This window comes from Providencia sp. Marseille-Q8014, from assembly GCF_965112055.1.
In genome coordinates this window covers 1,341,367-1,364,703 of the sequence record NZ_CBCOPT010000001.1, presented here as the reverse complement: position 1 = coordinate 1,364,703, position 23,337 = coordinate 1,341,367, and the positions used below count along the sequence as shown (strand labels likewise).

23 protein-coding genes are annotated in these 23,337 nt (G+C 42.1%); 6 read left to right on the top strand and 17 right to left on the bottom strand.

Translation table 11 applies throughout. From position 1 onward, the window contains the following. Positions 1-13 precede the first annotated feature (13 nt). The 17 genes from ACWPW6_RS05905 to napF form a co-directional block, all read right to left on the bottom strand. Positions 14-1,045 (bottom strand): phosphotriesterase family protein, encoded by a 1,032-nt coding sequence (locus tag ACWPW6_RS05905; RefSeq protein ID WP_154622001.1) that lies wholly within the window; start codon positions 1,043-1,045, stop codon positions 14-16. A 1-nt stretch (position 1,046) separates the two neighbouring features. Further along, a complete protein-coding gene (locus ACWPW6_RS05900) occupies positions 1,047-2,012 on the bottom strand; it encodes a DMT family transporter (protein WP_154622002.1) in 966 nt (321 codons plus the stop codon). A 124-nt stretch (positions 2,013-2,136) separates the two neighbouring features. Next, positions 2,137-2,874, bottom strand: coding sequence for a glutamine amidotransferase (locus ACWPW6_RS05895; protein ID WP_154623976.1), 738 nt, complete (start codon positions 2,872-2,874; stop codon positions 2,137-2,139). A 25-nt stretch (positions 2,875-2,899) separates the two neighbouring features. Continuing rightward, entirely contained in the window at positions 2,900-4,120 is a 1,221-nt protein-coding gene (locus ACWPW6_RS05890) for a PfkB family carbohydrate kinase (RefSeq protein WP_154635595.1), read from the bottom strand. Positions 4,121-4,747: 627 nt separating this feature from the next. Beyond that, positions 4,748-5,818, bottom strand: a complete 1,071-nt coding sequence (locus ACWPW6_RS05885; protein WP_250000200.1) for a cytochrome c-type biogenesis protein CcmH — start codon at positions 5,816-5,818, stop codon at positions 4,748-4,750. Then, positions 5,815-6,372: a thiol:disulfide interchange protein DsbE gene (gene dsbE / locus ACWPW6_RS05880; protein ID WP_250000199.1), complete on the bottom strand. Its 558-nt coding sequence runs from the start codon at positions 6,370-6,372 to the stop codon at positions 5,815-5,817. The genes ACWPW6_RS05885 and dsbE overlap by 4 nt, the downstream gene beginning before the upstream one ends. Further along, positions 6,369-8,300 carry a heme lyase CcmF/NrfE family subunit gene (locus ACWPW6_RS05875; protein ID WP_250000197.1) on the bottom strand — a complete coding sequence of 644 codons (1,932 nt, stop codon included), beginning with the start codon at positions 8,298-8,300 and terminating at the stop codon, positions 6,369-6,371. The genes dsbE and ACWPW6_RS05875 overlap by 4 nt, the downstream gene beginning before the upstream one ends. Continuing rightward, positions 8,297-8,776 carry a cytochrome c maturation protein CcmE gene (gene ccmE / locus ACWPW6_RS05870; RefSeq protein ID WP_163860862.1) on the bottom strand — a complete coding sequence of 160 codons (480 nt, stop codon included), beginning with the start codon at positions 8,774-8,776 and terminating at the stop codon, positions 8,297-8,299. The genes ACWPW6_RS05875 and ccmE overlap by 4 nt, the downstream gene beginning before the upstream one ends. Then, the gene (ccmD, locus tag ACWPW6_RS05865; protein ID WP_154623891.1) at positions 8,773-8,985 is read right to left on the bottom strand and encodes a heme exporter protein CcmD; all 213 of its coding nucleotides are present in this window, start codon (positions 8,983-8,985) and stop codon (positions 8,773-8,775) included. The genes ccmE and ccmD overlap by 4 nt, the downstream gene beginning before the upstream one ends. Beyond that, positions 8,982-9,722: a heme ABC transporter permease gene (locus ACWPW6_RS05860; protein ID WP_154623890.1), complete on the bottom strand. Its 741-nt coding sequence runs from the start codon at positions 9,720-9,722 to the stop codon at positions 8,982-8,984. The genes ccmD and ACWPW6_RS05860 overlap by 4 nt, the downstream gene beginning before the upstream one ends. A gap of 192 nt (positions 9,723-9,914) precedes the next feature. Continuing rightward, the gene (gene napC / locus ACWPW6_RS05855; RefSeq protein WP_154623889.1) at positions 9,915-10,517 is read right to left on the bottom strand and encodes a cytochrome c-type protein NapC; all 603 of its coding nucleotides are present in this window, start codon (positions 10,515-10,517) and stop codon (positions 9,915-9,917) included. A gap of 9 nt (positions 10,518-10,526) precedes the next feature. Further along, positions 10,527-10,976 carry a nitrate reductase cytochrome c-type subunit gene (gene napB, locus ACWPW6_RS05850; RefSeq protein ID WP_154623888.1) on the bottom strand — a complete coding sequence of 150 codons (450 nt, stop codon included), beginning with the start codon at positions 10,974-10,976 and terminating at the stop codon, positions 10,527-10,529. After that, entirely contained in the window at positions 10,973-11,836 is an 864-nt protein-coding gene (gene napH / locus ACWPW6_RS05845; protein WP_247047579.1) for a quinol dehydrogenase ferredoxin subunit NapH, read from the bottom strand. The genes napB and napH overlap by 4 nt, the downstream gene beginning before the upstream one ends. Continuing rightward, a complete protein-coding gene (gene napG / locus ACWPW6_RS05840; RefSeq protein ID WP_154623886.1) occupies positions 11,823-12,518 on the bottom strand; it encodes a ferredoxin-type protein NapG in 696 nt (231 codons plus the stop codon). The genes napH and napG overlap by 14 nt, the downstream gene beginning before the upstream one ends. A gap of 6 nt (positions 12,519-12,524) precedes the next feature. Beyond that, positions 12,525-15,011 carry a nitrate reductase catalytic subunit NapA gene (gene napA, locus ACWPW6_RS05835; RefSeq protein ID WP_247047581.1) on the bottom strand — a complete coding sequence of 829 codons (2,487 nt, stop codon included), beginning with the start codon at positions 15,009-15,011 and terminating at the stop codon, positions 12,525-12,527. Further along, positions 14,992-15,270: a chaperone NapD gene (gene napD / locus ACWPW6_RS05830; protein ID WP_196713400.1), complete on the bottom strand. Its 279-nt coding sequence runs from the start codon at positions 15,268-15,270 to the stop codon at positions 14,992-14,994. Before napD ends, napA begins: the two co-directional genes overlap by 20 nt. Then, entirely contained in the window at positions 15,260-15,751 is a 492-nt protein-coding gene (napF, locus tag ACWPW6_RS05825; RefSeq protein ID WP_154623884.1) for a ferredoxin-type protein NapF, read from the bottom strand. Before napF ends, napD begins: the two co-directional genes overlap by 11 nt. Positions 15,752-16,503: 752 nt before the next feature. On the opposite strand from napF, the gene nrfA reads away from it, so the two are divergent. Genes nrfA through nrfF form a run of 6 tightly spaced genes read left to right on the top strand, consistent with a single transcriptional unit; the run spans position 16,504 to position 23,172 of the window. Then, the gene (gene nrfA / locus ACWPW6_RS05820) at positions 16,504-17,940 is read left to right on the top strand and encodes an ammonia-forming nitrite reductase cytochrome c552 subunit (RefSeq protein WP_163860859.1); all 1,437 of its coding nucleotides are present in this window, start codon (positions 16,504-16,506) and stop codon (positions 17,938-17,940) included. Positions 17,941-17,985: 45 nt separating this feature from the next. Further along, positions 17,986-18,552: a cytochrome c nitrite reductase pentaheme subunit gene (gene nrfB / locus ACWPW6_RS05815; RefSeq protein WP_154622026.1), complete on the top strand. Its 567-nt coding sequence runs from the start codon at positions 17,986-17,988 to the stop codon at positions 18,550-18,552. Beyond that, positions 18,549-19,220 (top strand): cytochrome c nitrite reductase Fe-S protein, encoded by a 672-nt coding sequence (nrfC, locus tag ACWPW6_RS05810; protein ID WP_154622025.1) that lies wholly within the window; start codon positions 18,549-18,551, stop codon positions 19,218-19,220. Before nrfB ends, nrfC begins: the two co-directional genes overlap by 4 nt. Further along, entirely contained in the window at positions 19,217-20,173 is a 957-nt protein-coding gene (gene nrfD, locus ACWPW6_RS05805; RefSeq protein ID WP_250000195.1) for a cytochrome c nitrite reductase subunit NrfD, read from the top strand. Before nrfC ends, nrfD begins: the two co-directional genes overlap by 4 nt. 31 nt (positions 20,174-20,204) lie before the next feature. Beyond that, complete coding sequence (locus ACWPW6_RS05800) at positions 20,205-22,082, top strand: heme lyase CcmF/NrfE family subunit (protein WP_250000193.1); 1,878 nt, start codon at positions 20,205-20,207, stop codon at positions 22,080-22,082. Further along, complete coding sequence (gene nrfF / locus ACWPW6_RS05795; RefSeq protein WP_423811150.1) at positions 22,075-23,172, top strand: heme lyase NrfEFG subunit NrfF; 1,098 nt, start codon at positions 22,075-22,077, stop codon at positions 23,170-23,172. Before ACWPW6_RS05800 ends, nrfF begins: the two co-directional genes overlap by 8 nt. Positions 23,173-23,337: the final 165 nt, after the last annotated feature.

Here is a 23,337-nt window from a genome sequence, read left to right as displayed (position 1 = left end):
AAAGGGTGACTGATTAAGTGAGTAAATTAGCTGGGTTATCGATACATAAACGATCTAGCGTTGCTTTATCAACACCTTTTTTCGCCAATAACGATAAGAAAACATTGGGAACAAATCCCCAACCATTTCCACCATTTTTAGCCCACATCTGTTTTAAGAAAACATCGTGACTTAAAACAATCTGGTTACTGTATCCCAACTCGATCAGTTTATAGACTGCATCAACCGTTTCAGTAACGGTTGGCGCAACCCCTTCTTTTGGAAAGGAAATATCAAGACCTATCATATCGAATTCAAGCCATACGCCTCTGTCCAACATACGACGTTGATAATCGATATCCTTTCCGGAGGGATCTGAATGTGCCAATGAGATTTTAGCGGGGTTAACGCCCATTTCTTTAATTAAGATATCCAATACCTCATCACCACGACGTTGCCAGCCTGGCATATGAATATTCATAGAAACATGGTCGTTGGCTAGCTGTGCTACAGATGCTGCTCTAAGGCTATTTTTTTCGCCCTCAGTAAAAAATGGTGACACCCCAATCTCACCAATCATACCTGCTCGAATATCCGTGCCATCAATACCAATATTTAATTCATCATCGATCATTTTGGCCATCTCATCGATGCTTTTAACCAGACGCTCGCCTTCAAATTTCTCGATATATAGCCCCGAGGAAGCAACAACATGAATACCTGTTTTTATCGCCACTTCACGTAATTGACGGACATCACGACCAATCGCTTCAGAGCCTGTTGCATCAACTAAGGTTTTCCCTCCAAGCTCTTTGAAGTTATTCACTTCATAAATCACATCATCGATGGGTTTTTTATCCATATTGTCACAGCAGCAATATGGATCATGTTTAAGCCCCCACTGAATATCCGCACTGACTTTTTTATCGACTAAGACATGTGAGAAATCATAAAAAGGTTCATCGACTACCGTTGATAAATCGTTAAACAGATGTTCATGGGGAAGAGTCAAACCCATATCTTCTTTTTTAACTGGTCCAGTTACTGTCTGAATATAACCTTTCATTTTATACTCCTGCTGTTTTTGCAGCCTTTGCTTCTTTAAATTCAGGAATAGTCGTAATAATCGCACCGACGAGTGCAAATAGAGTTCCAATGATCGTCACTAGATAAACAGTATTTCCCAGTGATGGCAGCAATAAATCAATCAGCACAGAACCGAGTAATTGCCCTGCTGTTGATGCCACCCCTAACATTAACAATCCTAATCCACGAACCAAGATAGCCATTAATGCGATAGACATAAGTCCTAATGGTCCACCGAGATACATCCACCACACACCTGGTAATTCAAGGGTGATGTGACCCAGCGCCATACGAATCACCAGCGCGACGGTTAAAACGGTGAAGCCAACAATAAAGTTCCAGGTGATAGAGACCATCATTGACCCTGTCGCTTCTGCAACTTTCGAGTTACCCGCAGGCTGCCATCCAGCTAAGAGACCGGCTAAGAATGGAAGAATGGCTAAGTAAATCGCTGACGTCGAATGCCATTGCGGTGAAACAACAAATAAGGTGGCAACAACAGCAAAAACAGCCCCTAATACACGGAAAGTGGTAAACGGTTTTTTCTCGTCAATACCGATCCCAAAACGGTCACACAGTAAGCCTGATAATAATAGTGCTGAAATCAATGCGGTTTGGAATGTTGCGATCCCCAGAGCACTCGCAGAAGCCCCTTCAGAGAAGACGACCATTGCGCCACATAAACCTGCAAACCAGTTCCATAATGGAATTTTACGTTGTTTAATTAAACTGGGAATGGCAGCAAATTGTTGTCTGGTCTGTTTTTTAGCTATGATAATAAAAAACATCACAACTAAACCGCTGGCGAAAGAAATCACAGCGCTGGCATTACCGTCTTTTAATACATCCCCTAGTTGCCCATTAACAGCAGATTGCATTGGCGATAACATACCGGCTAAAACCGTTGCTATCATCAGTAAAGGTGTAGAATAACTTTTTGCACTCATAAAATATTCCTTTTGGATTTTTGACTATGAGTCATTATTTTTGTAATCGGAGTACAAAGTGCGGGGGAACTCCCCACACTTAATTTCTTATTTTTTTGCTATTTTACTTTTGATGATATTTTAATTAGCGAGCGATCTGTTTTAGAATATTTACCCACATATCAGAGTAATGTTCCCAAGCCATAAATTCTTTACTTCCCCAATGTGGTGAGCAATCACTCATAAAACAGGCTGTTTTACCTTTTTCATATTCGCCGAAAACTAATAATGGATCTTCGCCAATATTTAGAACCGTTTCAGTATTATCTTTAGCTTTAACTTTGTTATAGCCTAAGAACATTGGCCAATTGCCAAAACCTTTAACTGAATCGTGTGCAGAATTAACTGGCGTTGCAAAAATACCTTCTGGTGTTTCAACACGGTCATCACCGTCTAACATTTCAACTGGCAATACATCCGCCAATAGCGTATTTTTATAATTCGCTTTAGCTTCAATGCCCATAAAGGACAAATAGCCACCAATCATTAATAACCCACCACCATTAATTACGTATTGCTTAATTAATTGCAGTGCATTTGGTAATACTTTCATATTATAGAAAGTATCATTCTGTAATAGGAATGTATTTGCACCAATATCGCTGATGACAACAACATCATATTTTTCCAATTCCTCCACCGTTTTAGGAAATGCCATTTGAACGGTATGAGCAGGCATATAATCAATTTCGACATTTTTATTTCTTAGGCAGCTTAATAAAAAAGTCGCACCCTCTTCATATTTACTCGAAGTAAAACTGTCGTAGCCTTTAGTATGAATCATATGAATGTGCCATGACTCACCAATAAATAAAATTTTCATTTTTATTCCTCTTTCAGAATATGAATTATTCAGGGGACTGAGTAACAACCTGCGAGTAGGTTGTTTGGTTAATACGATACATCACATTAATATCTTCAGGCATTTCTGAAGCATTACTGGTTTCTACGGCAAGCGATGAAAATGCAGAGGCATAACGCAACGCATAAGAAAACTGTTTTCCTTTCGCTAATGATGCGGCCAACGCACCATTAAACGCGTCTCCTGCACCTGCGGTATTTTTAACGACTGCCGTATAAGCGGGGGAGTAAATGAATTTATTGCCATCATAAGCAATAGAACCTTTACTTCCCAGCGTTATGACAACCTTCTTAACACCTTTGGTATGAATAATTTCTGCCGCTTTTTTTGCAGATTCCATATCAACAACATTGACACCTGAGAGCAAACTCGCTTCAGTTTCATTTGGCGTTAAAATATCGACCTTTTCCAATAGCTCAATCGCAATGTCACTATAAGGTGCTGGATTTAAAATAATTGGGATATTATATTCATTACCTATTGAAATAATTTCCCTTAATGCCTCAATATTGGTTTCAAGCTGCAACAGGATAATATTAGAATTAATAATCTTATCTTTTTGGATTTTCACTTCATCTGAACTAATATCCATATTCGAGCCAGGATAAATTGAGATGATATTTTCGCCACTATTTTCCGAAACAAAAATTGATGCTGTACCTGTTTGGAATTTTTCGGTCTGATAAATAGTTGATGTCTTAATTTTTGATGATGAAATAAAATTCACCGCATAATCACTAAATTGGTCAGTACCAATTTTAGTAATAAAGTGTACCTGTGAGTCTGAATAACTTGCAGCTAAGGCCTGATTACATCCTTTGCCACCCGGTGAAAATATAAATTTATTTGATAATAATGACTCGCCAGCCTCTGGTAATCGAGGCAAATAACTTATCATATCAACATTAAATGAACCTAATACACAAACTTTGCCGTTCACTGAATCATCCTTATTGGTAATTTCATTAAGGCTATCGTTACATTCAAGAAATTGTATAATTTCTTTTTTTGCAACTTTATCTAGGGATTCAAATTCAATGAATGCGCCACCATGGCAACGGCTAACAATTCCTTTTTTTGCCAAAGAATTTAAATCTGCTCTAATGGTTTCTTTTGTGACATTCAGTTCTTTCGACAAAACAGAAACTTTTGCTGAGCCTGCATTTTTTAAAAAATTAATTATTTTTTTATGTCGTTCTGCTTTCATGCCATTTTACCTCATGGCATTTACTCTAATTCAGATAATGTTATTTTAATGTGATAATAATCATATGTTCCCAAGACAAAGCAAAAAAAAGCAAAAAACACAAAAATAAAAACAAAAAAAAGCAAAAGCATATTACGTTAAGGTAAATTTAATTTTAAATACAAAATAAAATAAGAAAACATTAGCTAATTTAATTATCATTTGATTTAAGATTAAAATAACATCTATATGATTTATTATAAAAAAACAAAATTAAATGAAATTAGACATTTATTTCAATCAATTATAAAAAGAAAAATAAACTTATCACTAATAGTTAATTATAAAGAGTTTTAAATAAATAAATTACTTAATTTTCAATTTTAACCCGCTAAATTCAAAATTGAATCGATTCAAATTTTTGCATTTTCATTGATTTTATTTTTTCCTATAAATGTCATCAGTAAACTAAAAAGTTCGGTTCCACTCCAATCAGTACCCTGTCACACGTTACCTGACCAGAAAAATGATGGCTAATACAACTCACAGTAAAAGGTAACCTATTGACATTAAAATTAAATCTATCGTGAAAAATAAAAAAAGGGAGCTTTAGCTCCCCTTTTTTATTTCGTTGAAAAATTTAACCCGCTACTGCTGAGCCGCTTTTTTCTCATGTATCATCATTAATGCTTGCTCAATACTACGTTCAATAACACGTCTACGCTGATCGTTTTCAGGCAATAGCTTCAGCATCATCTGCCAAGCCGAGATTGCTTCAGCGTAACGTTCTTGTTCAAATGCATTAAAGGCAAACATACTGAGCGCCTTCACATTCATTCGATTTTCAGCGATCAATTTGCGTAATAACTCGCCCCCCAACCGATTATCTTCCGGATCAGAAGAACGGGTTAAAACCTCGGCATAGCCTAATGCAATGTTATCATCTGTGGGTTTAAGACGGTAAGCACGCTCATATGCATCTGTCGCCATTGTTGCGTTATTTAACACCATGCCTATGCGACCTAACATCACCCATGCATCCACATTCAAAGGTTCATCCTGTAACCGAGAACGTAGTCCTAATGCAAGGCGTTCCATTTCTTCATTATTTAATGGCGGCTCTGACGGATCTAATGCCCTATCGAGTAAAGCTGGAGCTTGCTGGTAAGCCAAATTCCAATCAGTAACTTTGCTATAATTTCCTACCTGATAATAAGCTGTAATCCCAATACCAACCGCAATAATCACCCCAGGAACATATACCCAACCACTTGCGCGTGTTGATTCTAGTGCATCAACCAGTTGCGGCTCATGCTCAGCAACACTCTTTATACGTATTCGCTTTTTAGAACGTGCATAGATAATCCATCCCCCCACAATAATAGCGGCAAAAGGTAAGCCCCATAACAACAGTGTTAATGGCGTCAACGGCGGATTATAAGTGACAAAATAACCGTACCGCGCCACCATATAATCAACAATTTCGTCACGGCTTTTGCCTTCTTTCATTAGCTCATACACTTTTTGGCGTAAGTCTAACGCGATCATAGAATTTGAATCAGCGATACTATTATTTTGACATTTAGGGCAGCGTAGCTCCTCGGTTAATTTACGAAACTGCTGCTCCTGTTGCTCATTATCGAAGGTAAAAACCTCTGTCGCTGCAAAAGTATGCGTAGCGGTCAGCAGAAACATCAAAAAGCCAATAAGGTATTTCATTGATTGGCCTCCTTGCTATATCTATCCCACAGCGGCTTCATTTCCTTATTCCAGACTTGCTCATCCATCGCTCCTGCATGGCGATAGCGAATAATACCATTGCCATCAATCAAAAAAGTTTCTGGTGCTCCGTAAACGCCTAAATCAAGGCCTAACATGCCTTCACCATCAAATAGGCTTAAATCATAGGGATTACCTAACTCGCGTAACCAAACAATGGCTTTTTGCCTATCATCTTTGTAATTGAGGCCTACCACTCGTACCCCCTGAGCTGCAAGTTCATTGAGGTACTTATGCTCTGCACGACACGTAGGGCACCATGTTGCCCACACATTTAATAAAATAGGTTTACCCTGTATCAAGACATTAGATTCGTAATGTTGTCCAGGGTTTTCCAATGACTCTAAACGAAATACAGGCACAGGTTTTCCGACTAAAGCAGACTCCAATAAGCGTGGATCATCACCTTCCGCATTCCGCATTAATTGCCATAATAAAACCGCAGCAATTGCAGCAAAAACAACCAATGGGATCAAAAATACTTTGCGGCTCATACAGCCTCCGGCACAGGTTTACGGCGACGATAACGTGGATCGAACAGGCAGAACAGTGCACCAACAGCCATTAAGATGCCGCCAGACCATATCCAACGTACAAATGGTTTATAGTAAAGACGCATCGTCCAAACATTTGGACCGATTTCTTCACCTAATGCCGCATACAGGTCTCGGGTAAAACCACCATCAATAGCCGCTTCAGTCATGACTGCACGACTGGTATTATAAAAACGCTTTTCAGGCTGAAGTTTTGTCAGCAGTTTGCCGTTTTCTTTAACATCAATATTACCAATAACACCTTGATAGTTAGGGCCATCTGCTTCATGTACCCCATTAAATACAAAAGTATAATCACGGATAACCACACTTTCGTTCGGTTTCATTTTAACATCACGTTCAATGCTGTAATTTTGGCTAAAGGCAATTCCAACAATCGTCACCGCCAAACCTAGATGTGCAAATACCATTCCCCAATAGCTCGGCGTCAGCTTAATTTTTTTGCTAATACGCACTCGCATTTCAGCGACGGCTAATATCGCTATCCAACAAGCCATCATCAAGCCAAGTATGGTGAGCGCCTCAAATCTATCTTGCATGAGCCACGGTAACAGAAATGACAAAATCAACGTCACTAACAATGCAATCAGTAATAATTTGCGAATTGATGCGGGGCGATCTCGTCCCCAACGTACCAGCGGCCCGATACCTAATAACAGTGCGAATGGCACCATCAAGGCAATAAACATGGTGTTAAAGAAGGGTTCGCCTATCGAAATACTTCCAAGGCCGATTTGTTTATGAACCAGCGGTAATAATGTGCCTAATAACACCACTAGCATGGCGGCTGTTAAGATCACGTTATTAGCCAATAACATCGACTCTCTCGACCAAAGCGCATTATTAACGCGTGAACGCACTTTGTGCCCTCTCACTGCGAACAGCAGCAATGAACCGCCAATCACTAACACCATAAAGGCTAAAATAAATAACCCTCTGGAAGGATCTGAAGCGAAAGCATGCACAGAAACCAATACACCAGAACGAACGAGGAAGGTACCAAGTAAGCAAAGTGAGAATGCAAAAATAGACAACAATAGTGACCAAGCCTTAAAAGTGGCTCTCTGCTCAGTGACTGCCAATGAATGTATTAACGCGGTTCCGACTAACCAAGGCATAAATGAAGCATTTTCAACAGGATCCCAGAACCACCAGCCTCCCCAGCCTAGCTCATAATAAGCCCAAGCTGAACCTAGCATGATCCCTAATGTTAAGAAAAACCAAGCTGCCATCGTCCATGGCCGAGCAAAGCGCGTAAACGAACTATCTAAGCGACCACTTAATAGCGCTGCAATCGCGAACGCAAAAGCCACCGAAAATCCGACATAGCCCATGTACAATAATGGTGGATGAAAAATCAAACCGGGGTCTTGCAAAAGTGGGTTGAGGTCACGACCTTCAATTGGGAAAGACGGTAATGTGCGTGAAAATGGGTTAGAGGTAAAAATAATGAATAATAGAAAACCTACACTGACCATTCCCATCACGGCGAAAACGCGTGCCACAATATCCAGTGGCATACGATAGCTACACAAGGCGACCGCAAATGTCCAACCACTCATCAACAGTACCCATAACAGCAAGGAACCTTCGTGAGCTCCCCATGTTGCCGCCACACGGTACCAGATCGGCAATTGCGTATTGGAATTATTAGCGACGTAAGTAACAGAAAAATCATTCACAACGAATGCATTGACCAAGACCAAAAAAGCGCCCGTGACACACAAAAATAGTAGCCAAGCCAAAGGCCTAGATGAACGCATCAGTCGTTCATCATGCCGCGATACGCCCCATAATGGATAGACAGACAGTAATACTGCAATCCCCAATGCTAGACATAATAATAGGTTTCCAACCTCAGGGATCATGACGCGTTATCCTTATAAGCAGCCGCGGGTCTGCGGTGATTTTCTTGCATCGCTTGCTCAACTTCTGGTGGCGTATAATTTTCATCATGTTTAGCGAGTACTTCTTTCGCAATAACATGGTGATTTTCAGCCAACTCGCCCTGCACAACAACGCCCTGACCTTCACGGAATAAATCAGGCAAGATACCGTCATAGCTGACGTCAACTTCCCCTTCAGCGTCATACACGGTAAAAGTGACTTTGAGTGAATCAGGATCACGCTGCACAGTGCCCGGCATCACCATTCCACCAACACGTAAGCGTTGTCCGACTTCGGGTATCTGTTGTGTTTCCCGTTTTCCGTAAATAATCTCTCCGGGCGTATAAAACAGATCAATACTGGAGCGAAGTGCATAAAGTAATAATGCTACCGTTAACCCCACACCAATCAGGATTGCACAGACTAGCCATAATCTATTTTTACGACGAATATTCACTCAACCTCCCGACGCGCTCGTGCCGCTTTTTGTCTCGCTTCTCTTGCTTGCTGTGCAATAATTGAGTTAATTATCATTTTTCGTTGTAACACCGTGTGAATACACAGCAACAACAATGGGGTAATCGTCAAGGCGACGGCTAGCCATACATAAAATGCATAGCCTCCCATCGCAAAAAAATCGCTCCAAGATGCAAATGCACTACTCATGATTTGCGCCCCTTCTTGTTCACAATATCAAGAACCCACGGGCGATTACGTTCCAGTAGTAAGAGTTGATTACGTAAACGCACCAGCGTCAGAGAAATAAATAAAAATAGGTAACCTAGAATCGCTAAGCGCAATGGCGTGCGCATCGCAGGATTAATACTTTGCTGCATGCGTGTTGACGGCTGATGCAGTGTATTCCACCATTCAACAGAATAGTGAATAATCGGTAAATTAATGACACCAATTAACACTAATATTGCAGCCGCTTTTCCGGCTGTTCGACGATCATCGAATGCATGCCAAAGAGCAATAATACCGACATAAAGGAAAAAGAGGATAAGCTCAGAAGTTAAACGTGCATCCCACACCCACCATGCACCCCACATCGGTTTTCCCCATGTCGCCCCAGTGACTAAAGCGATAAAGGTAAAAACAGCGCCAATTGGCGCCATGGCTGCAATCGCCAGTTCAGCGACTTTCATCTGCCAAACTAAGCCAGTAAATGCGATGATCGCCATCGTGGCATAAATTCCCATGGACCACATTGCAGCTGGAACATGGATGTACATGATGCGATAGCTATCGCTTTGCTGATAATCAGTTGGTGCAAACCCGAATCCCCACCCCCATCCTAGTGCTAAAAAAATGACACTGAGAATAATAAACCAAGGTGTCAATCGTCCACATAATTGATAGAGGTTGACTGGGATGGCAAGTTGGTGAAGCTTTTTCCACATATTTAAGGGCTCCGGATCATATCGCTGGCAAACGTTATGCTGCTGCAATATACCATACACGTATTAACGATGGGTTTATTGATATAACACAAATATAACTTGAGGCTAGTCAAACAATTAACTGTTCACTAGCCTCGGTGCTTGTCAGACATAAGCGGATTCAAGCACTCGTCATGAACCCGTTTTTTTCATTTAAAAACCAGGCTCAACGTCACGCATATCAGGTAACTTATGCGCTATCCCTTTATGGCAATCAATACAGGTTTTTCCATCAATAATGGCTTGGTCATGCATTTTAGCAGCGACCCCTTTTTGGGCTGTAAAATCCATATATTCAAAGTTATGGCAATTACGACATTCCTGTGAATCGTTATCTTTCATCCTTCGCCACTCATTTTGCGCCATCGCTAAACGATGCTCTTCAAATTTTTGTGGGGTATCAATGATGCCAAATGCCTTACCATAAAGTTCTTTACTCGCTTTGATCTTTCTGACCATTTTAGGCACAAATTCATGGGGTACATGGCAATCAGGGCAAGTTGCTCTCACACCACTACGGTTAGTGTAGTGAATAGTGTCCATGTACTCTTCATAAACATTCTCACGCATTTCATGACAACTAATACAAAACTCTTCTGTATTCGCCATTTCCATGCCCGTGTTGAATCCGCCCCAGAAAATGACGCCACTCACAAAACCAATCAGTAACAACGTTCCCAATGCCAAGCGGCTTGGACGTCGCCACCACTGCCATACTCGACGGATCAAACCCGGTTTTTCATTATTCTTAGCCATGAGTGCCCCTTATTGACCAAAGCCTTTGGATGGGGTGAATGTGTTATCCACAATGGGTGAAGTATCTGACTGTGGTACATGACACTGCAAACAGAAATAACGGTTTGGTGCTACCCCGCCCAGCACCTTACCCGTCGCATCCATAAAGTGAGTTGGACTCACGCGAGGTGCCCCTGTGGTGCGATAGTTTTCAACACCATGGCATTGCAAGCAACGGTTTGTGTTGGTGGTAATTTGATATCCTTCAACACTATGTGGGATCATAGGAGGTTGATTCACATAGTTTAATGCCATTCTTTCCTGCTCTTTAGGGATATGAATGCTCCCCTCTTGAGTACCAGACACTTCTGGTGACTTAGAAAGATCGACGCCATTTGCAGCCCAAGTCAGGCTCGTCGCAATGAGGGCCATTCCAACCATCCAACGGCTCGCTGTCTTAATCAGGGCATGGATTTTCATGATTTCGCTCCCGAACTCCATCGTAGTGTTATTTTAAAAACATCCTCAGAACACACATCAATACAACGACCGCATGTAATGCAATCCTTATCAGATATCATGACTGGGGCTTGTTTATCTAAAACCGGCGCTCGCAGTACTTGCGGCTCCGGACAAATGTGGAAGCAATCCATACAGCGGGTACAGTTTTGTTTGTTCATCGCTGCAACGGTGATAGCCCCTTTACAGCCCGCGATGCCATATAACGCACCGAGCGGACATAGATGGCCGCACCAGCCATGCTCCACAACGAGTAAATCAAATAAAAATAAGGCGAGCAGTAGCAACGCTCCGCTGCCAAAACCGAATATTAGACTTCGGCCCATTAATGAAACGGGGTTAATCCATTCCCACACTAAAGTTCCCGTGACCGCGGAGCCTATCAAAATCACGATAAGCAACACATAACGGATATAGCGCGGTATCGTCGCGGATTGATTAAAATCGAATTTACGACGTAGCCACGCCGCGGCATCTGTCACTGGATTAATCGGACATACCCAACTGCAAAAAATGCGTTTTCCTAAAAATGCATAAACCAGTAATACAATGGCAGCGCCAATTAATGCTGAAATGGCTGGCAAATAGCCACTTGCAAGGCTTTCTAATGTAATCAGTGGGTCGGTTAATGGCACGGTATCTAACAATAAACTACTGCTATAGTTACCGTGTAAGATCCATACCCCAAACCAAGGCCCACTCAAAAACATCGCTAACACCAAAAATTGGCTGACCCGACGCATCCACAACCATTTGTGACTTTGCCACCACCCTTTTTTCGCCAGTGCCTCACGCCCAGCATCGCGTTTACGATTTGCCATCATTTCCCTCCAACCAACCAAAGCGGTAGTGATGTCCTAACTCCCCTTTAGCCAGCGTTAATGGAAGCACTTTGATTGCCGCCTCTTCTAAAACACAAGCTTGCTCGCATTTACCACATCCAGTACAAGCACTGCTATGCACTGTAGGTAAAAAGCGAGCATGTTTGCCGGTACGGTGGTTTTGCTCTATTTCTAGGGTAATTGCTTCATCAATTAACGGACAAACGCGATAACAGACATCACAGCGTAGTCCTTGAAAATTGAGGCAGTTTTCCTGATCAAGTAACACTGCCAGCCCCATTCGAGCGTCGTTGATGGAGTCGATCTCTTTATCCAATGCACCACTTGGACACACTTTGGCACAAGGAATGTCCTCACACATTTCACAAGGGTTTTCCCGTGCAATGAAATAAGGCGTTCCCGCCGCTAATCCCGAGGCTAGTGTGGCCAGTTTTAACATGTCATAAGGACAGGCTTGCACGCATTGACCACAACGAACACAAGCACTTGCAAATGCATTTTCATTAATGGCTCCCGGCGGACGAAGACGAATTCCGCTCGCTCGGGAGGTTTGCTGTTGTAACCCCAGTACCACACCAATAGCGGCCAATCCACCTGCCGCGCGAACGGTATCACGCAAAAAACGGCGGCGACTATTTTGAAGTTTCGGCTTCTGGGACATGAGCAATTACACCTTCTCTAGCTTAACGGCACATTTTTTGTAATCCGTCTCTTTTGAAAGCGGATCGGTAGCATCTAGCGTTAAGTTATTCACTAACTGAGATGCATCAAAGAAGGCCATATACACCAGTCCTTTCGGTGGCCGATTGCGCCCGCGTGTTTCAACGATAGTCGTCACCTCACCACGACGCGAAACGACTTTCACTTTGTCACCACGACGCAACCCTCTGTCTTTCGCATCTAATGGATGCATAAATACTTGTGACTCAGGAAATGCACGATGTAACTCTGGTACACGACGCGTCATACTGCCTGTATGCCAATGCTCTAATACTCGACCCGTCGATAGCCACAAGTCATATTCTTTGTCTGGTATTTCTGCGGCTGGCTCAAATGGCAGAGCAAAAATGACCGCCTTGCCATCGGGCTTGCCATAGAATTGGTAGCCACTGCCAGCTTTGACATACGGGTCATGCCCTTCGCTATAACGCCATTGTGTCTCTTTACCATCAACCACAGGCCAACGGATACCACGTGCTTTGTGGTAGTCATCGAATGGTGCAAGGTCGTGACCGTGGCCTCGGCCAAAACTTGCGTACTCTTCAAATAAACCTTTTTGCAGGTAGAAACCGAGTTCCCGCGACTCATCATTTAATTGGTCTTCTGCCAACTCTGAAATCGGAAACTGAGTAACGGCTTGGGTTGCAAACAGAACATCATAAAGCGTCTTACCACGGTATTCAGGTTTCTTAGCCAGTAACTCTTCAGGCCACACTTCTTCTGTTTTAAAGCGACGAGAAAATTGCACCATCTGCCACAGGTCAGATTTTGCTTCGCCTGGCGCTTTAACTTGTTGACGCCAAAATTGTGTCCGACGCTCTGCGTTACCATAAGCACCTTCTTTTTCAACCCACATTGCAGTCGGTAAGATCAAGTCAGCAGAGATAGCACTCACGGTCGGATAAGGATCTGAAACAACGATAAAATTGCGCGGATCACGCCAACCTGGCATACGTTCTTCGTTAATATTTGGGCCAGCTTGCATGTTGTTGTTGCACATTACCCAATAGAAGTTGAGTGTACCGTCTTTTAATGCACGATCTTGCGCTACCGCATGTAGCCCCACTTTTTCTGGGATCGTGCCAGCGGGTAATTGCCAAACTTGTTCGACTTTCTCACGATGTTTTTCATTGGTTACGACCATGTCTGCGGGTAAGCGGTGTGCAAAAGTGCCTACCTCACGAGCCGTACCACATGCTGATGGCTGTCCTGTCAATGAGAAAGGACCACAACCTGGTTGTGAGATTTTTCCGGTCAATAAGTGCAAGTTATAACAAAGGTTATTTGCCCAAACACCACGAGTGTGCTGATTAAAGCCCATCGTCCAGTAAGAGACTACTTTTATGTTTGGATCAGCATACAGTTTAGCTAATGCTTCTAACTGATCTTTAGGAACTCCCGTCATTTCGGCGGTTTTGTCTAGCGTATAGTCAGCAACGAATGCCTTATACTCATCCCATGTCATTGGTTCTGAAGCATCTGAACCTGGGTTTTTGGCACTTTGTTCTAAAGGATGAGTGGGTCGTAAGCCATAACCGATATCCGTTGCACCACGGCGTAAATTAACGTGTTTATCAAAGAATTCCTGATTAACCGCATTATTTTCAATAATATAGTTAGCAATATAATTCAGGATCACTAAGTCAGATTGCGGCGTAAACACAATGCCGTTATCCGCCAATTCAAAACTACGGTGTTTAAAGGTAGAAAGAACCGCAACACGCACATTTGGGTCAGATAAGCGGCGATTGGTGATCCGAGACCACAAAATAGGGTGCATCTCTGCCATATTTGAGCCCCAAAGCACAAATGCATCGGCTTGCTCGATATCATCATAGCAACCCATAGGCTCATCCATACCGAAAGTACGCATAAAGCCAACAACCGCAGAAGCCATGCAGTGACGTGCATTCGGGTCTAAATTATTAGAACGGAACCCCCCTTTGAACAATTTAGAGGCTGCATAACCTTCCCACACGGTCCACTGACCGGAGCCAAACATACCCACGCCTTCAGGGCCGCGCGCTTTTAATGTCGTTTTGAGTTTTTCTTCCATGACATCAAAGGCTTTTTCCCAAGTTACAGGGGTAAACTCACCATTTTTGTCATATTCACCGTCTTTCATACGCAGCAATGGCTGAGTCAAACGGTCTTTTCCGTACATAATTTTAGGTAAGAAATACCCTTTAATGCAGTTTAAACCCCGATTAACCGGCGCTTCTGGATCGCCTTGGCTCGCCACTATACGGCCATTTTGGGTTCCTACAAGTACACCGCACCCTGTACCACAAAAGCGGCAAGGCGCCTTATCCCATTTGATGTCCTCTTGTTGCCCGACGACTGCCTTAGCGAGACTCGGTGCACCAATACCTGCCGCCGCAGCAGCGGCCGCAACAGCATTGGCTTTCATGAAGCTACGACGACTGAGTTTCATCATTTTCCTCACATTGCTCATCCTGCTGGTGGTAAACCAGCGAAACAGACAGCACGCCTTCAACATTGCGTACTGAATCAATAGTATCAATCAGAGTGCGACTGTGTTCTGACTCAACAACAACAATCAATTTGCCTGTTTCAGGTGAGCTAATCGCCACCTCGCAACCAGGCAATTGATTCAAAGCCGTCGTCACAGTGCAAGCCTGTTCACATTTTACTTGTACAATCAAACTACATACTTGCCAGCTATTGTGCATTTTCATGCTCCAAAGTAATGGCTGATACAGGGCAACTGGCAACACAGGCGCCACAACCTGTACAACCCTGCTTATCAATCTTGGGCTGATAGATTCCAGTCAGTGATGGACGAAAAGAGATCACTTGCGGCTCACAATTGTCTTCGCAACGTCGACATTCAATAGAACGGTAGGCCAGACAGGTTTGAGCAATAGAAATGGAAATATCCCAAGGCTGAGACGTTTGCGGCAGAAATATTGGTTCAGGACACGCGGTAGCACAGGCATAGCAGAATGTGCATTCCCCTTGTAAAAAATCAACGACAGGATAACCGCCAGGGCCGGAAACGAGAATTGCAGTTTCACAATGTGTAAGGCATTCGTTGCAACGAATGCAACTTTCAATAAAGCGATCTTCACTACCACTCCATGGCGGTCGAACAACAGGCGTCGCACTGCGCCACGCACCTGTTAATACTCCCCGACGGGTGATATCAACCATGTTGATTTCCTTAACATTGCCCAAACAAAATTAATGCAAAAATTGAAAATTAACCGCAAATTTTATATGTGTATTAATGACAAATATTAACGACTGAGGGTATAAAAATACATACTACTAAGTAGGTAACATTAATTATTATATTAATTGAAAAAAAATAGTTTACTTGGAAAGTATTTTGAATTTTATTAGGTAACTTGCTGACTAACCCTTATATTATTTAGAGTAGTAAAAAGTTATTAACATTTTTTAAATAGGGTAAACCAAATTAAACCTAAACCTTCATGAAATATTCATATCTATAACAGATAGAAATACTACTAAAGAGGTACAAGAGCAATTCTCTTTATTCTTTTCATATCGAAAATATTAGAACTAATGCACATTTTATTTTTCATTCTATAAATCGAAAGCCTTGCGACTCATTGAACACTGTCATTCACAACGCATTATCGTCCTCATTATTATCGCTGATAATGAGAATAAATCTTAACGGCTGAATACCTCTTTTTATTTTAGACTGTTTCATGTTTTCTTTCCTAATTTACATCCATGATCAGATATTACTCACATTATCTTAATCACACTTCTTTTAATAAATTTAGCTTTGATCAAAAACAATATTTTGAGTGTGGTTATTTGCTAGAGCTATTAACTAGGCATGTCATGATGGCAATCATCTATTTGCCATCACTTATAAATAATAATATTACAGCCAATGGGATGGCTGGCTTACATCACTCGAGGCCCTTATGGCAAAGATAAGAAATAGTATTCTGTGCTTACTGAGTTTGCTTGCAGGAATATTTCTATTTAGTAACTCTATCCACGCACAAACAGAATCAAAGGAAGCATCATCAACCATTAATACCAAAAATGAGTCCTTTGCTCAGTCACATCCTGACCAATATCATTCATGGCGTGCAACCTCTGAGCAAGCACAACGTGAAGACGCTCTTGCTGAGGATCCACGCTTAGTGATCCTTTGGGCTGGTTATCCTTTTTCTCGTGATTACAACAAGCCTCGCGGTCATGCTTACGCACTCATTGATGTGCGTGAGACACTAAGAACTGGGGCACCTAAAAACGCACAAGATGGCCCACTTCCTATGGCATGTTGGAGCTGCAAAAGTCCTGATGTTGCCAGACTGATTCAAGAACAAGGCGAAGATAACTATTTCCATGGTAAATGGGCAAAAGGCGGTCCCGAAATCGTTAATGTATTAGGATGTGCTGACTGCCACAAAACTGACTCACCTGAATTTGCTCAAGGTAAACCTGCGCTTACACTCACACGTCCCTATGCCGCAAGAGCTATGGAAACCATTGGAAAGCCTTTTGAGCACGCGAGCCGTTTCGAACAACAATCTATGGTGTGTGGTCAATGCCATGTCGAATATTACTTTGCAGGAGACAATAAATCCGTCAAATTCCCTTGGGATAACGGTACCAAAGTAGAAGACATGGAAGTGTATTATGACAATATCGGTTTTTCTGATTGGACAAACTCACTGTCAAAAGCCCCCATGCTAAAAGCACAGCATCCTGAGTTCGAAACATGGAGTGCAGGTATTCACGGAAAAAATAACGTCACCTGTATCGACTGCCATATGCCTAAATTGCAAAATGAAAAAGGTGAACTCTATACCAGCCACAAAATAGGAAACCCTTTCGATAACTTTGAACAAACCTGCCGTAATTGCCATACCCAAAGCAAACAAGCGCTACAAGCTGTTGTCGCTGAGCGTAAACAAGCGATCCAAGAGATGAAAATCAAAGTGGAAGATCAACTCGTGCATGCCCACTTTGAAGCCAAAGCAGCTTGGGATGCCGGTGCGACAGAAAAAGAAATGGCACCTATTTTAGCTGATATTCGCCATGCTCAATGGCGTTGGGACCTCGCGATTGCGTCTCATGGTATTCATATGCATGCGCCTGATGAAGGCCTACGTATGCTAGGTGGAGCGATGAATAAAGCTGCCGATGCACGGACTAAATTGGTGCGCTTGTTAGGTGCGAAAGGCGTTACCCATGAAATTGCTATTCCTGATATTTCAACCAAAGAAAAAGCCCAACAGGCAATTGGTTTGGATATGCAAAAAATCAATGCTGAAAAACAAGAGTTTTTGAAAACCATTGTACCGGAGTGGGATGATCAAGCTCGTAAAAACAATCTGCTAAGCCAATAACCGCAATCCGCCTCTGCAAAGTGGCGGCATAACAATGGAGTCAATATGAGCGTACTACGTTCGTTATTAACTGCTGGGGTGCTGGCGTCAGGCTTGTTATGGAGCATTGCCGCATCCGCAGCGACACCATCCACACCAGAGAATGGTGAACGCTGGGTTGTCACTCAGCAACGTAATCCCGATGCTGCTTGTTTGGATTGCCATAAACCCGACAAAGAGGGTATGCATGGAACTCACGCATCCGTCATCAATCCTAACAATAACCTTCCAGTGACCTGTACTAACTGCCATGGCAATCCAGGTCCTCACCATCGTGAAGGGGCGAAAGATGTCATGCGTTTCAACCACCCTATGTATAGCGTGGAGCAACAAAATAGTGTTTGCCTATCATGTCATTTACCCGAACAGCTACAAAAAGCGTTCTGGCCACATGATGTGCATGTGACCAAAGTCGCCTGCGCAAGTTGCCATGATCTTCATCCAAAACAAGATACGATGAAGGTTCTCAATGACAAAGGACGCATAACAATTTGTGTTGATTGCCACTCAGAGCAACGCAACAACCCTGATTTCAATCCAGCGGCGGTAAAATTGCGTAAGGAGCAGCCATGAGTTGTTCGCGTCGTCAATTTATTATCTATGCAGGAGTGTTAGCTGCGTCTGGAGGGACGACGGTCCATACTCTAGCAAATACAATGAAAATTAATGGGCTACGCTATGGCATGATTCATGATGAAGCCTTATGTATTGGCTGTACAGCTTGTATGGACGCTTGCCGAGAAGTCAATCACGTGCCTGAAGGCGTTTCAAGATTAACGATTATCCGTAGTGAACCAATTGGCCACTTTCCTGATATCAAATATCGTTTCTTTAGGCATTCATGCCAACATTGTGAGCATGCCCCTTGCGTCGATGTCTGCCCGACAGGGGCCTCATTTATCGATAAGACAACCGGTATTGTCGATGTTAATCCAGACTTGTGTGTCGGTTGCCAATACTGCATTGCGGCATGCCCTTATCGAGTACGTTTTATTCATCCTGTTAATAAAACTGCCGATAAATGTGACTTTTGCCGTAAAACCAATTTGAAAAAAGGTCAACAACCGGCTTGTGTTGAAGCATGTCCAACAAAAGCGCTCATTTTTGGTAATTTGGATGACCCAAACAGTGATATTGCAATCATGCTCCGCCAAAAAACAACCTATCGCTATAAAATTGCACTTGGTACTCGACCCAAAGTCTATCGAGTTCCATTTAAGTATGGGGAGGTGAGCCAATGACAACCGCTTCTGCTTTCCATTTTGAATCGCTGGTCTGGGATTGGCCAATCGCTGTTTATCTCTTTTTAATTGGGATTTCAGCGGGGTTAGTGGTACTCGCCATTTTATTACGTCACTTTTACCCTTCCGAAGCGACGAGTAACAGCACGCTAATGCGAGCCACTTTATTACTTGCACCAACGACCATCATTCTTGGTTTACTGATTTTGATTTTCCACTTAACCCGACCTTGGACTTTCTGGAAATTGATGTTCCACTATAGCCCAACCTCTGTGATGTCGATGGGGGTTATGTTATTCCAAGTGTATATGGTTGTGCTCATCGTGTGGTTAGCCAACGTTTTTCAATCTGAGTTAGTTGAATTGCAACAAAAATGGCTACCCCGTTTTGGTTTTATCCAACGGCTATTCCCCCTATTTACACCCGCCATGCGCGTGATTGAAGTCACCATGCTCGTCTTAGCAGTATTGTTAGGCGCCTACACGGGATTCTTACTTTCAGCTTTAAAATCATACCCTTTCTTAAACAATCCTATTTTGCCTGCATTATTTCTCTTTTCAGGGATTTCATCCGGCATTGCTGTTGCACTGATAGCCTTAGCGTTATGCTACCGTAAAAATATCCACAACCAAGAAGCTCATTTTCTACATCGCGTTGAAAGCTTTGTCGTTTGGTTAGAAATCTTTTTGCTGGCAGCATTTTTTATCGGTTTAGCACTTGGGGATGATGGCAAAATGCGCGCCCTAATTGCCGCATTGGGTGGTGGTTTTTGGACATGGTGGTTTTGGATTGGTGTCGTAGGAATAGGTTTTATTATCCCTTTGAGTTTGAAAAAATGGGTGAATAAAAGCCAAACAGCATCTCGGGTTATTTTAGTCAGCAGTGCTAGTCTCATTGGTGTCTTTTTACTGCGATTCTTCGTACTGTATGCAGGACAATTGACGGTCGCTTAATCACTACAATCAACATAAACAAGGTGCTTCATTGGAACTGATACTCCCTGAAATTGGCTTTATTAGCTTACTGCTAACACTGTGTATAGCCAGTTTCCATACCTTGTTTGGGTTGGTTGGTTACGATAAAAAGACGCCTAATTCCGTAAAATTAGGCGTCTTTTGGTCCACTTTACAATTTATTTTTTTAGCTATCGCCTTTCTTTGTCTTACCATCAGCTTTATTGAAAGCCATTTTTCTGTGGTCTATGTCGCTCAACATAGCCATCGTCTATCGCCAATGGCTATCAAAATAGCCGCGGTTTGGGGCGGACATGAGGGTTCATTGTTATTATGGGCGTTATTCTTATCTGCTTGGAACTTACTTGTTGCCTGGCGATATCGTAAACAAAAACATCCATTCTTTGCGCTAGCCTTAATATTCCTGTCAGCCATGACTGCGGCATTGCTGTGGTTTATCGTCTTTTACTCCGATCCTTTTGTGCGGATTTTTCCACCTGCGATTGAGGGGCGTGATCTCAACCCCATGTTGCAGCATTGGGGGCTGATCTTACATCCTCCTCTACTTTATCTTGGTTATAGTGGTCTCATGGTCGTTACCTCATTAGTCTTAGCGGCTCTTGTTGCGGGTAATTTTAGTCAAACCATTGCATGGCTTTGCTGGCGCTGGGCCGTACCAAGCTGGTGCATATTAACTTTAGGTATCACACTCGGTTCATGGTGGGCTTACAGTGAATTGGGATGGGGTGGCTGGTGGTTTTGGGATCCTGTCGAGAATGCCTCATTATTGCCATGGCTAGCAGCAACCGCCCTACTACACAGCTTATCTGCATCACGAAAACAAGGAAATTTCCGCCACTGGTCAATGATGTTGGCAATTATGGCGTTTATTTTATCACTACTTGGTACACTGATCGTCCGTTCAGGCATACTCGTTTCAGTACATGCTTTTGCCCTTGATAATGTTCGTGCGTTACCGCTATTTTTGCTATTTATAATCATGAGTATGGTGGCCTTATTTATTTACAGTAGCAAAGCTCAAACCTTACCATCACGGGCCAAAACTACACTTACGACAAGAGAAATCTATTTACAATTATCTTTGATTTTATTTGTGGTGGTCTTATGTATCGTACTCCTTGGTACCCTATATCCAATGCTCTACAGCATGTTTGGCTGGGGGAAAATATCTGTTGGCTCACCTTACTTTAATCACGCTTTATTTCCTTTTGGGCTATTAATGCTCACGGTTATTGGCGCTTGGGCGCTACATTACCCAAAAATATCTCCTCGATTTTTTTACTGGCGTTTATCTCTCCTTATTATCTGTACGATTGGCATTACGCTGTATTTTTGGCGTGAAGGAAAGCTGTTCTCCAGTATGATGGCTATCATGGCTGCATTACTGCTTCTTTTGTGGTTGCGACCATTTCGAGATATACAGCGCCAATTATCCTCCTTAATTTCACACTCAGGTGTCATTATCTTCGCTATAGGTATTGCTTTCTCAACAGTAAGTAAACAAGAAGTTAGTGCAAATATGACATTAGGGCACTCTATTTCACTATCAGGGTATCAGTTTACGTTTCAACAGCTACAACTTGAGGCGCAATCTCATTACACAACAGAAAAGGCCTTAATTACTGTTGTTCAAAAAGATAAATTAATCAGTACGCTTGTGCCTGAACGTCGATTTTATACCGCCCGAAAACAACTCATGATTGAGCCAAGTATGCATTGGGGATGGATACGAAACTGGTATGCCGTTTTAGGCGAAAAAACAGGAAATAACCGTTATGCACTACGCTTTTATGTGCAAGATGGTGTTCAATGGATTTGGGGTGGCGCTTTGGTCATGTGCATTGGACTTTTTTGGGGTTGGATAAAAGGAAGAGCTAAGCATGTTTAAATTACACTACACCCCTTTATTCATTCTACTGCTCATGGTCACCTATATTGCAAAAGCTGATATCGTAGATACTTGGCAATTTACTCACCAAGAGCAACAATCTGTTTCATTACAAATAGCGTCACAATTACGTTGCCCACAATGCCAAAACCAAAATCTGCTCGAATCCAATGCCCCTACCGCTGTTAGCATGCGCCATCAAGTTTACAAAATGGTTGCAGAAGGCAAAACAGAAGCAGAAATTCTCGCTTTTATGACTGAGCGCTACGGTGATTTCGTTCTCTATAATCCGCCCCTGCGCATAGGGACGCTAGTATTGTGGCTATCGCCATTTATCGCTTTTATATTGATAATAATCCTAATTTATTATCGATATAAAAGCAGCCCCCCTAAGATTAAAAGACATTATCAAGACGTCATTACTCAACCCGCCTCACCGCAATGTCAGTTATCAAAACAGCTGACATCTGAACTTCCATTCAAAGTATCGCAAAATAGCGGTTCATGGTTGTTATCGCCTATTTCGCTGAATTTCACCCTCTTATTACTCTTATTTTTCACCGTTTCGGGTTATTTTTTATTGCCGCGTTTTAGTGAAAATTATAAAGAATATCAACGCACTGCTGACCCATTGTATTTATTGACACCAATACAACAACAGCAAAGTGATCTTGCACGTCTACAAGATAATATCCGTAAGTCACCTAAAAATGGGGAGCTTTGGGCCATTCTCGGTGAATACTACCTCTATCAAAATAATTATGAAGATGCATTAATAGCCTATGGGCAAGCACTGAAATATACAGGAGAAAATGCACAACTTTATTCAGCTATTGCGACAGTCCTTTATTATCAATCAGGGCAACAAATGACGGAGATGACCGTAAAAATGATAGATAAGTCATTATCAATTGATAAAAATGAAGTTACCGCCTTAATGTTATTAGCTTCAGATGCATTTATGAATGCGAATTATGAAAAAGCAATTAGCTTATGGCAACAATTACTAGATAGTAATAATGATAGAGTTAATCGCTCACAATTAATAGAAGCTATTAATATGGCTAACACAATGAAAAATAATCGCTAATTTTCCTACTTTTAATTTATCATTCGCATTCCCATTAACTTTAAAATAAGAAACCAGTAAATAAAATTAATTATTTTAATTAAATTAACCATAACAATTTATTATAAATTGTAACTCTTTGTCTTTATTTGAGCATTGTTATTACATCTTCATATAAATACCCTT

Excerpts from the sequence above, each read along its gene's own strand:
- nrfB (WP_154622026.1), top strand. The coding sequence starts at position 17,986 with ATGAGCGTACTACGTTCGTTATTAACTGCTGGGGTGCTGGCGTCAGGC.
- napA (WP_247047581.1), bottom strand. The coding sequence starts at position 15,011 with ATGAAACTCAGTCGTCGTAGCTTCATGAAAGCCAATGCTGTTGCGGCC.
- ACWPW6_RS05895 (WP_154623976.1), bottom strand. The coding sequence starts at position 2,874 with ATGAAAATTTTATTTATTGGTGAGTCATGGCACATTCATATGATTCAT.
- nrfF (WP_423811150.1), top strand. The coding sequence starts at position 22,075 with ATGTTTAAATTACACTACACCCCTTTATTCATTCTACTGCTCATGGTC.
- ACWPW6_RS05875 (WP_250000197.1), bottom strand. The coding sequence starts at position 8,300 with ATGATCCCTGAGGTTGGAAACCTATTATTATGTCTAGCATTGGGGATT.
- ACWPW6_RS05885 (WP_250000200.1), bottom strand. The coding sequence starts at position 5,818 with ATGAAATACCTTATTGGCTTTTTGATGTTTCTGCTGACCGCTACGCAT.
- ccmD (WP_154623891.1), bottom strand. The coding sequence starts at position 8,985 with ATGAGTAGTGCATTTGCATCTTGGAGCGATTTTTTTGCGATGGGAGGC.
- napG (WP_154623886.1), bottom strand. The coding sequence starts at position 12,518 with ATGTCCCAGAAGCCGAAACTTCAAAATAGTCGCCGCCGTTTTTTGCGT.
- napB (WP_154623888.1), bottom strand. The coding sequence starts at position 10,976 with ATGAAAATCCATGCCCTGATTAAGACAGCGAGCCGTTGGATGGTTGGA.
- ACWPW6_RS05890 (WP_154635595.1), bottom strand. The coding sequence starts at position 4,120 with ATGAAAGCAGAACGACATAAAAAAATAATTAATTTTTTAAAAAATGCA.
- dsbE (WP_250000199.1), bottom strand. The coding sequence starts at position 6,372 with ATGAGCCGCAAAGTATTTTTGATCCCATTGGTTGTTTTTGCTGCAATT.
- nrfC (WP_154622025.1), top strand. The coding sequence starts at position 18,549 with ATGAGTTGTTCGCGTCGTCAATTTATTATCTATGCAGGAGTGTTAGCT.
- ACWPW6_RS05900 (WP_154622002.1), bottom strand. The coding sequence starts at position 2,012 with ATGAGTGCAAAAAGTTATTCTACACCTTTACTGATGATAGCAACGGTT.
- napH (WP_247047579.1), bottom strand. The coding sequence starts at position 11,836 with ATGGCAAATCGTAAACGCGATGCTGGGCGTGAGGCACTGGCGAAAAAA.
- nrfA (WP_163860859.1), top strand. The coding sequence starts at position 16,504 with ATGGCAAAGATAAGAAATAGTATTCTGTGCTTACTGAGTTTGCTTGCA.
- nrfD (WP_250000195.1), top strand. The coding sequence starts at position 19,217 with ATGACAACCGCTTCTGCTTTCCATTTTGAATCGCTGGTCTGGGATTGG.
- ACWPW6_RS05860 (WP_154623890.1), bottom strand. The coding sequence starts at position 9,722 with ATGTGGAAAAAGCTTCACCAACTTGCCATCCCAGTCAACCTCTATCAA.
- ACWPW6_RS05905 (WP_154622001.1), bottom strand. The coding sequence starts at position 1,045 with ATGAAAGGTTATATTCAGACAGTAACTGGACCAGTTAAAAAAGAAGAT.
- napF (WP_154623884.1), bottom strand. The coding sequence starts at position 15,751 with ATGGTTGATATCACCCGTCGGGGAGTATTAACAGGTGCGTGGCGCAGT.
- napD (WP_196713400.1), bottom strand. The coding sequence starts at position 15,270 with ATGCACAATAGCTGGCAAGTATGTAGTTTGATTGTACAAGTAAAATGT.
- napC (WP_154623889.1), bottom strand. The coding sequence starts at position 10,517 with ATGGCTAAGAATAATGAAAAACCGGGTTTGATCCGTCGAGTATGGCAG.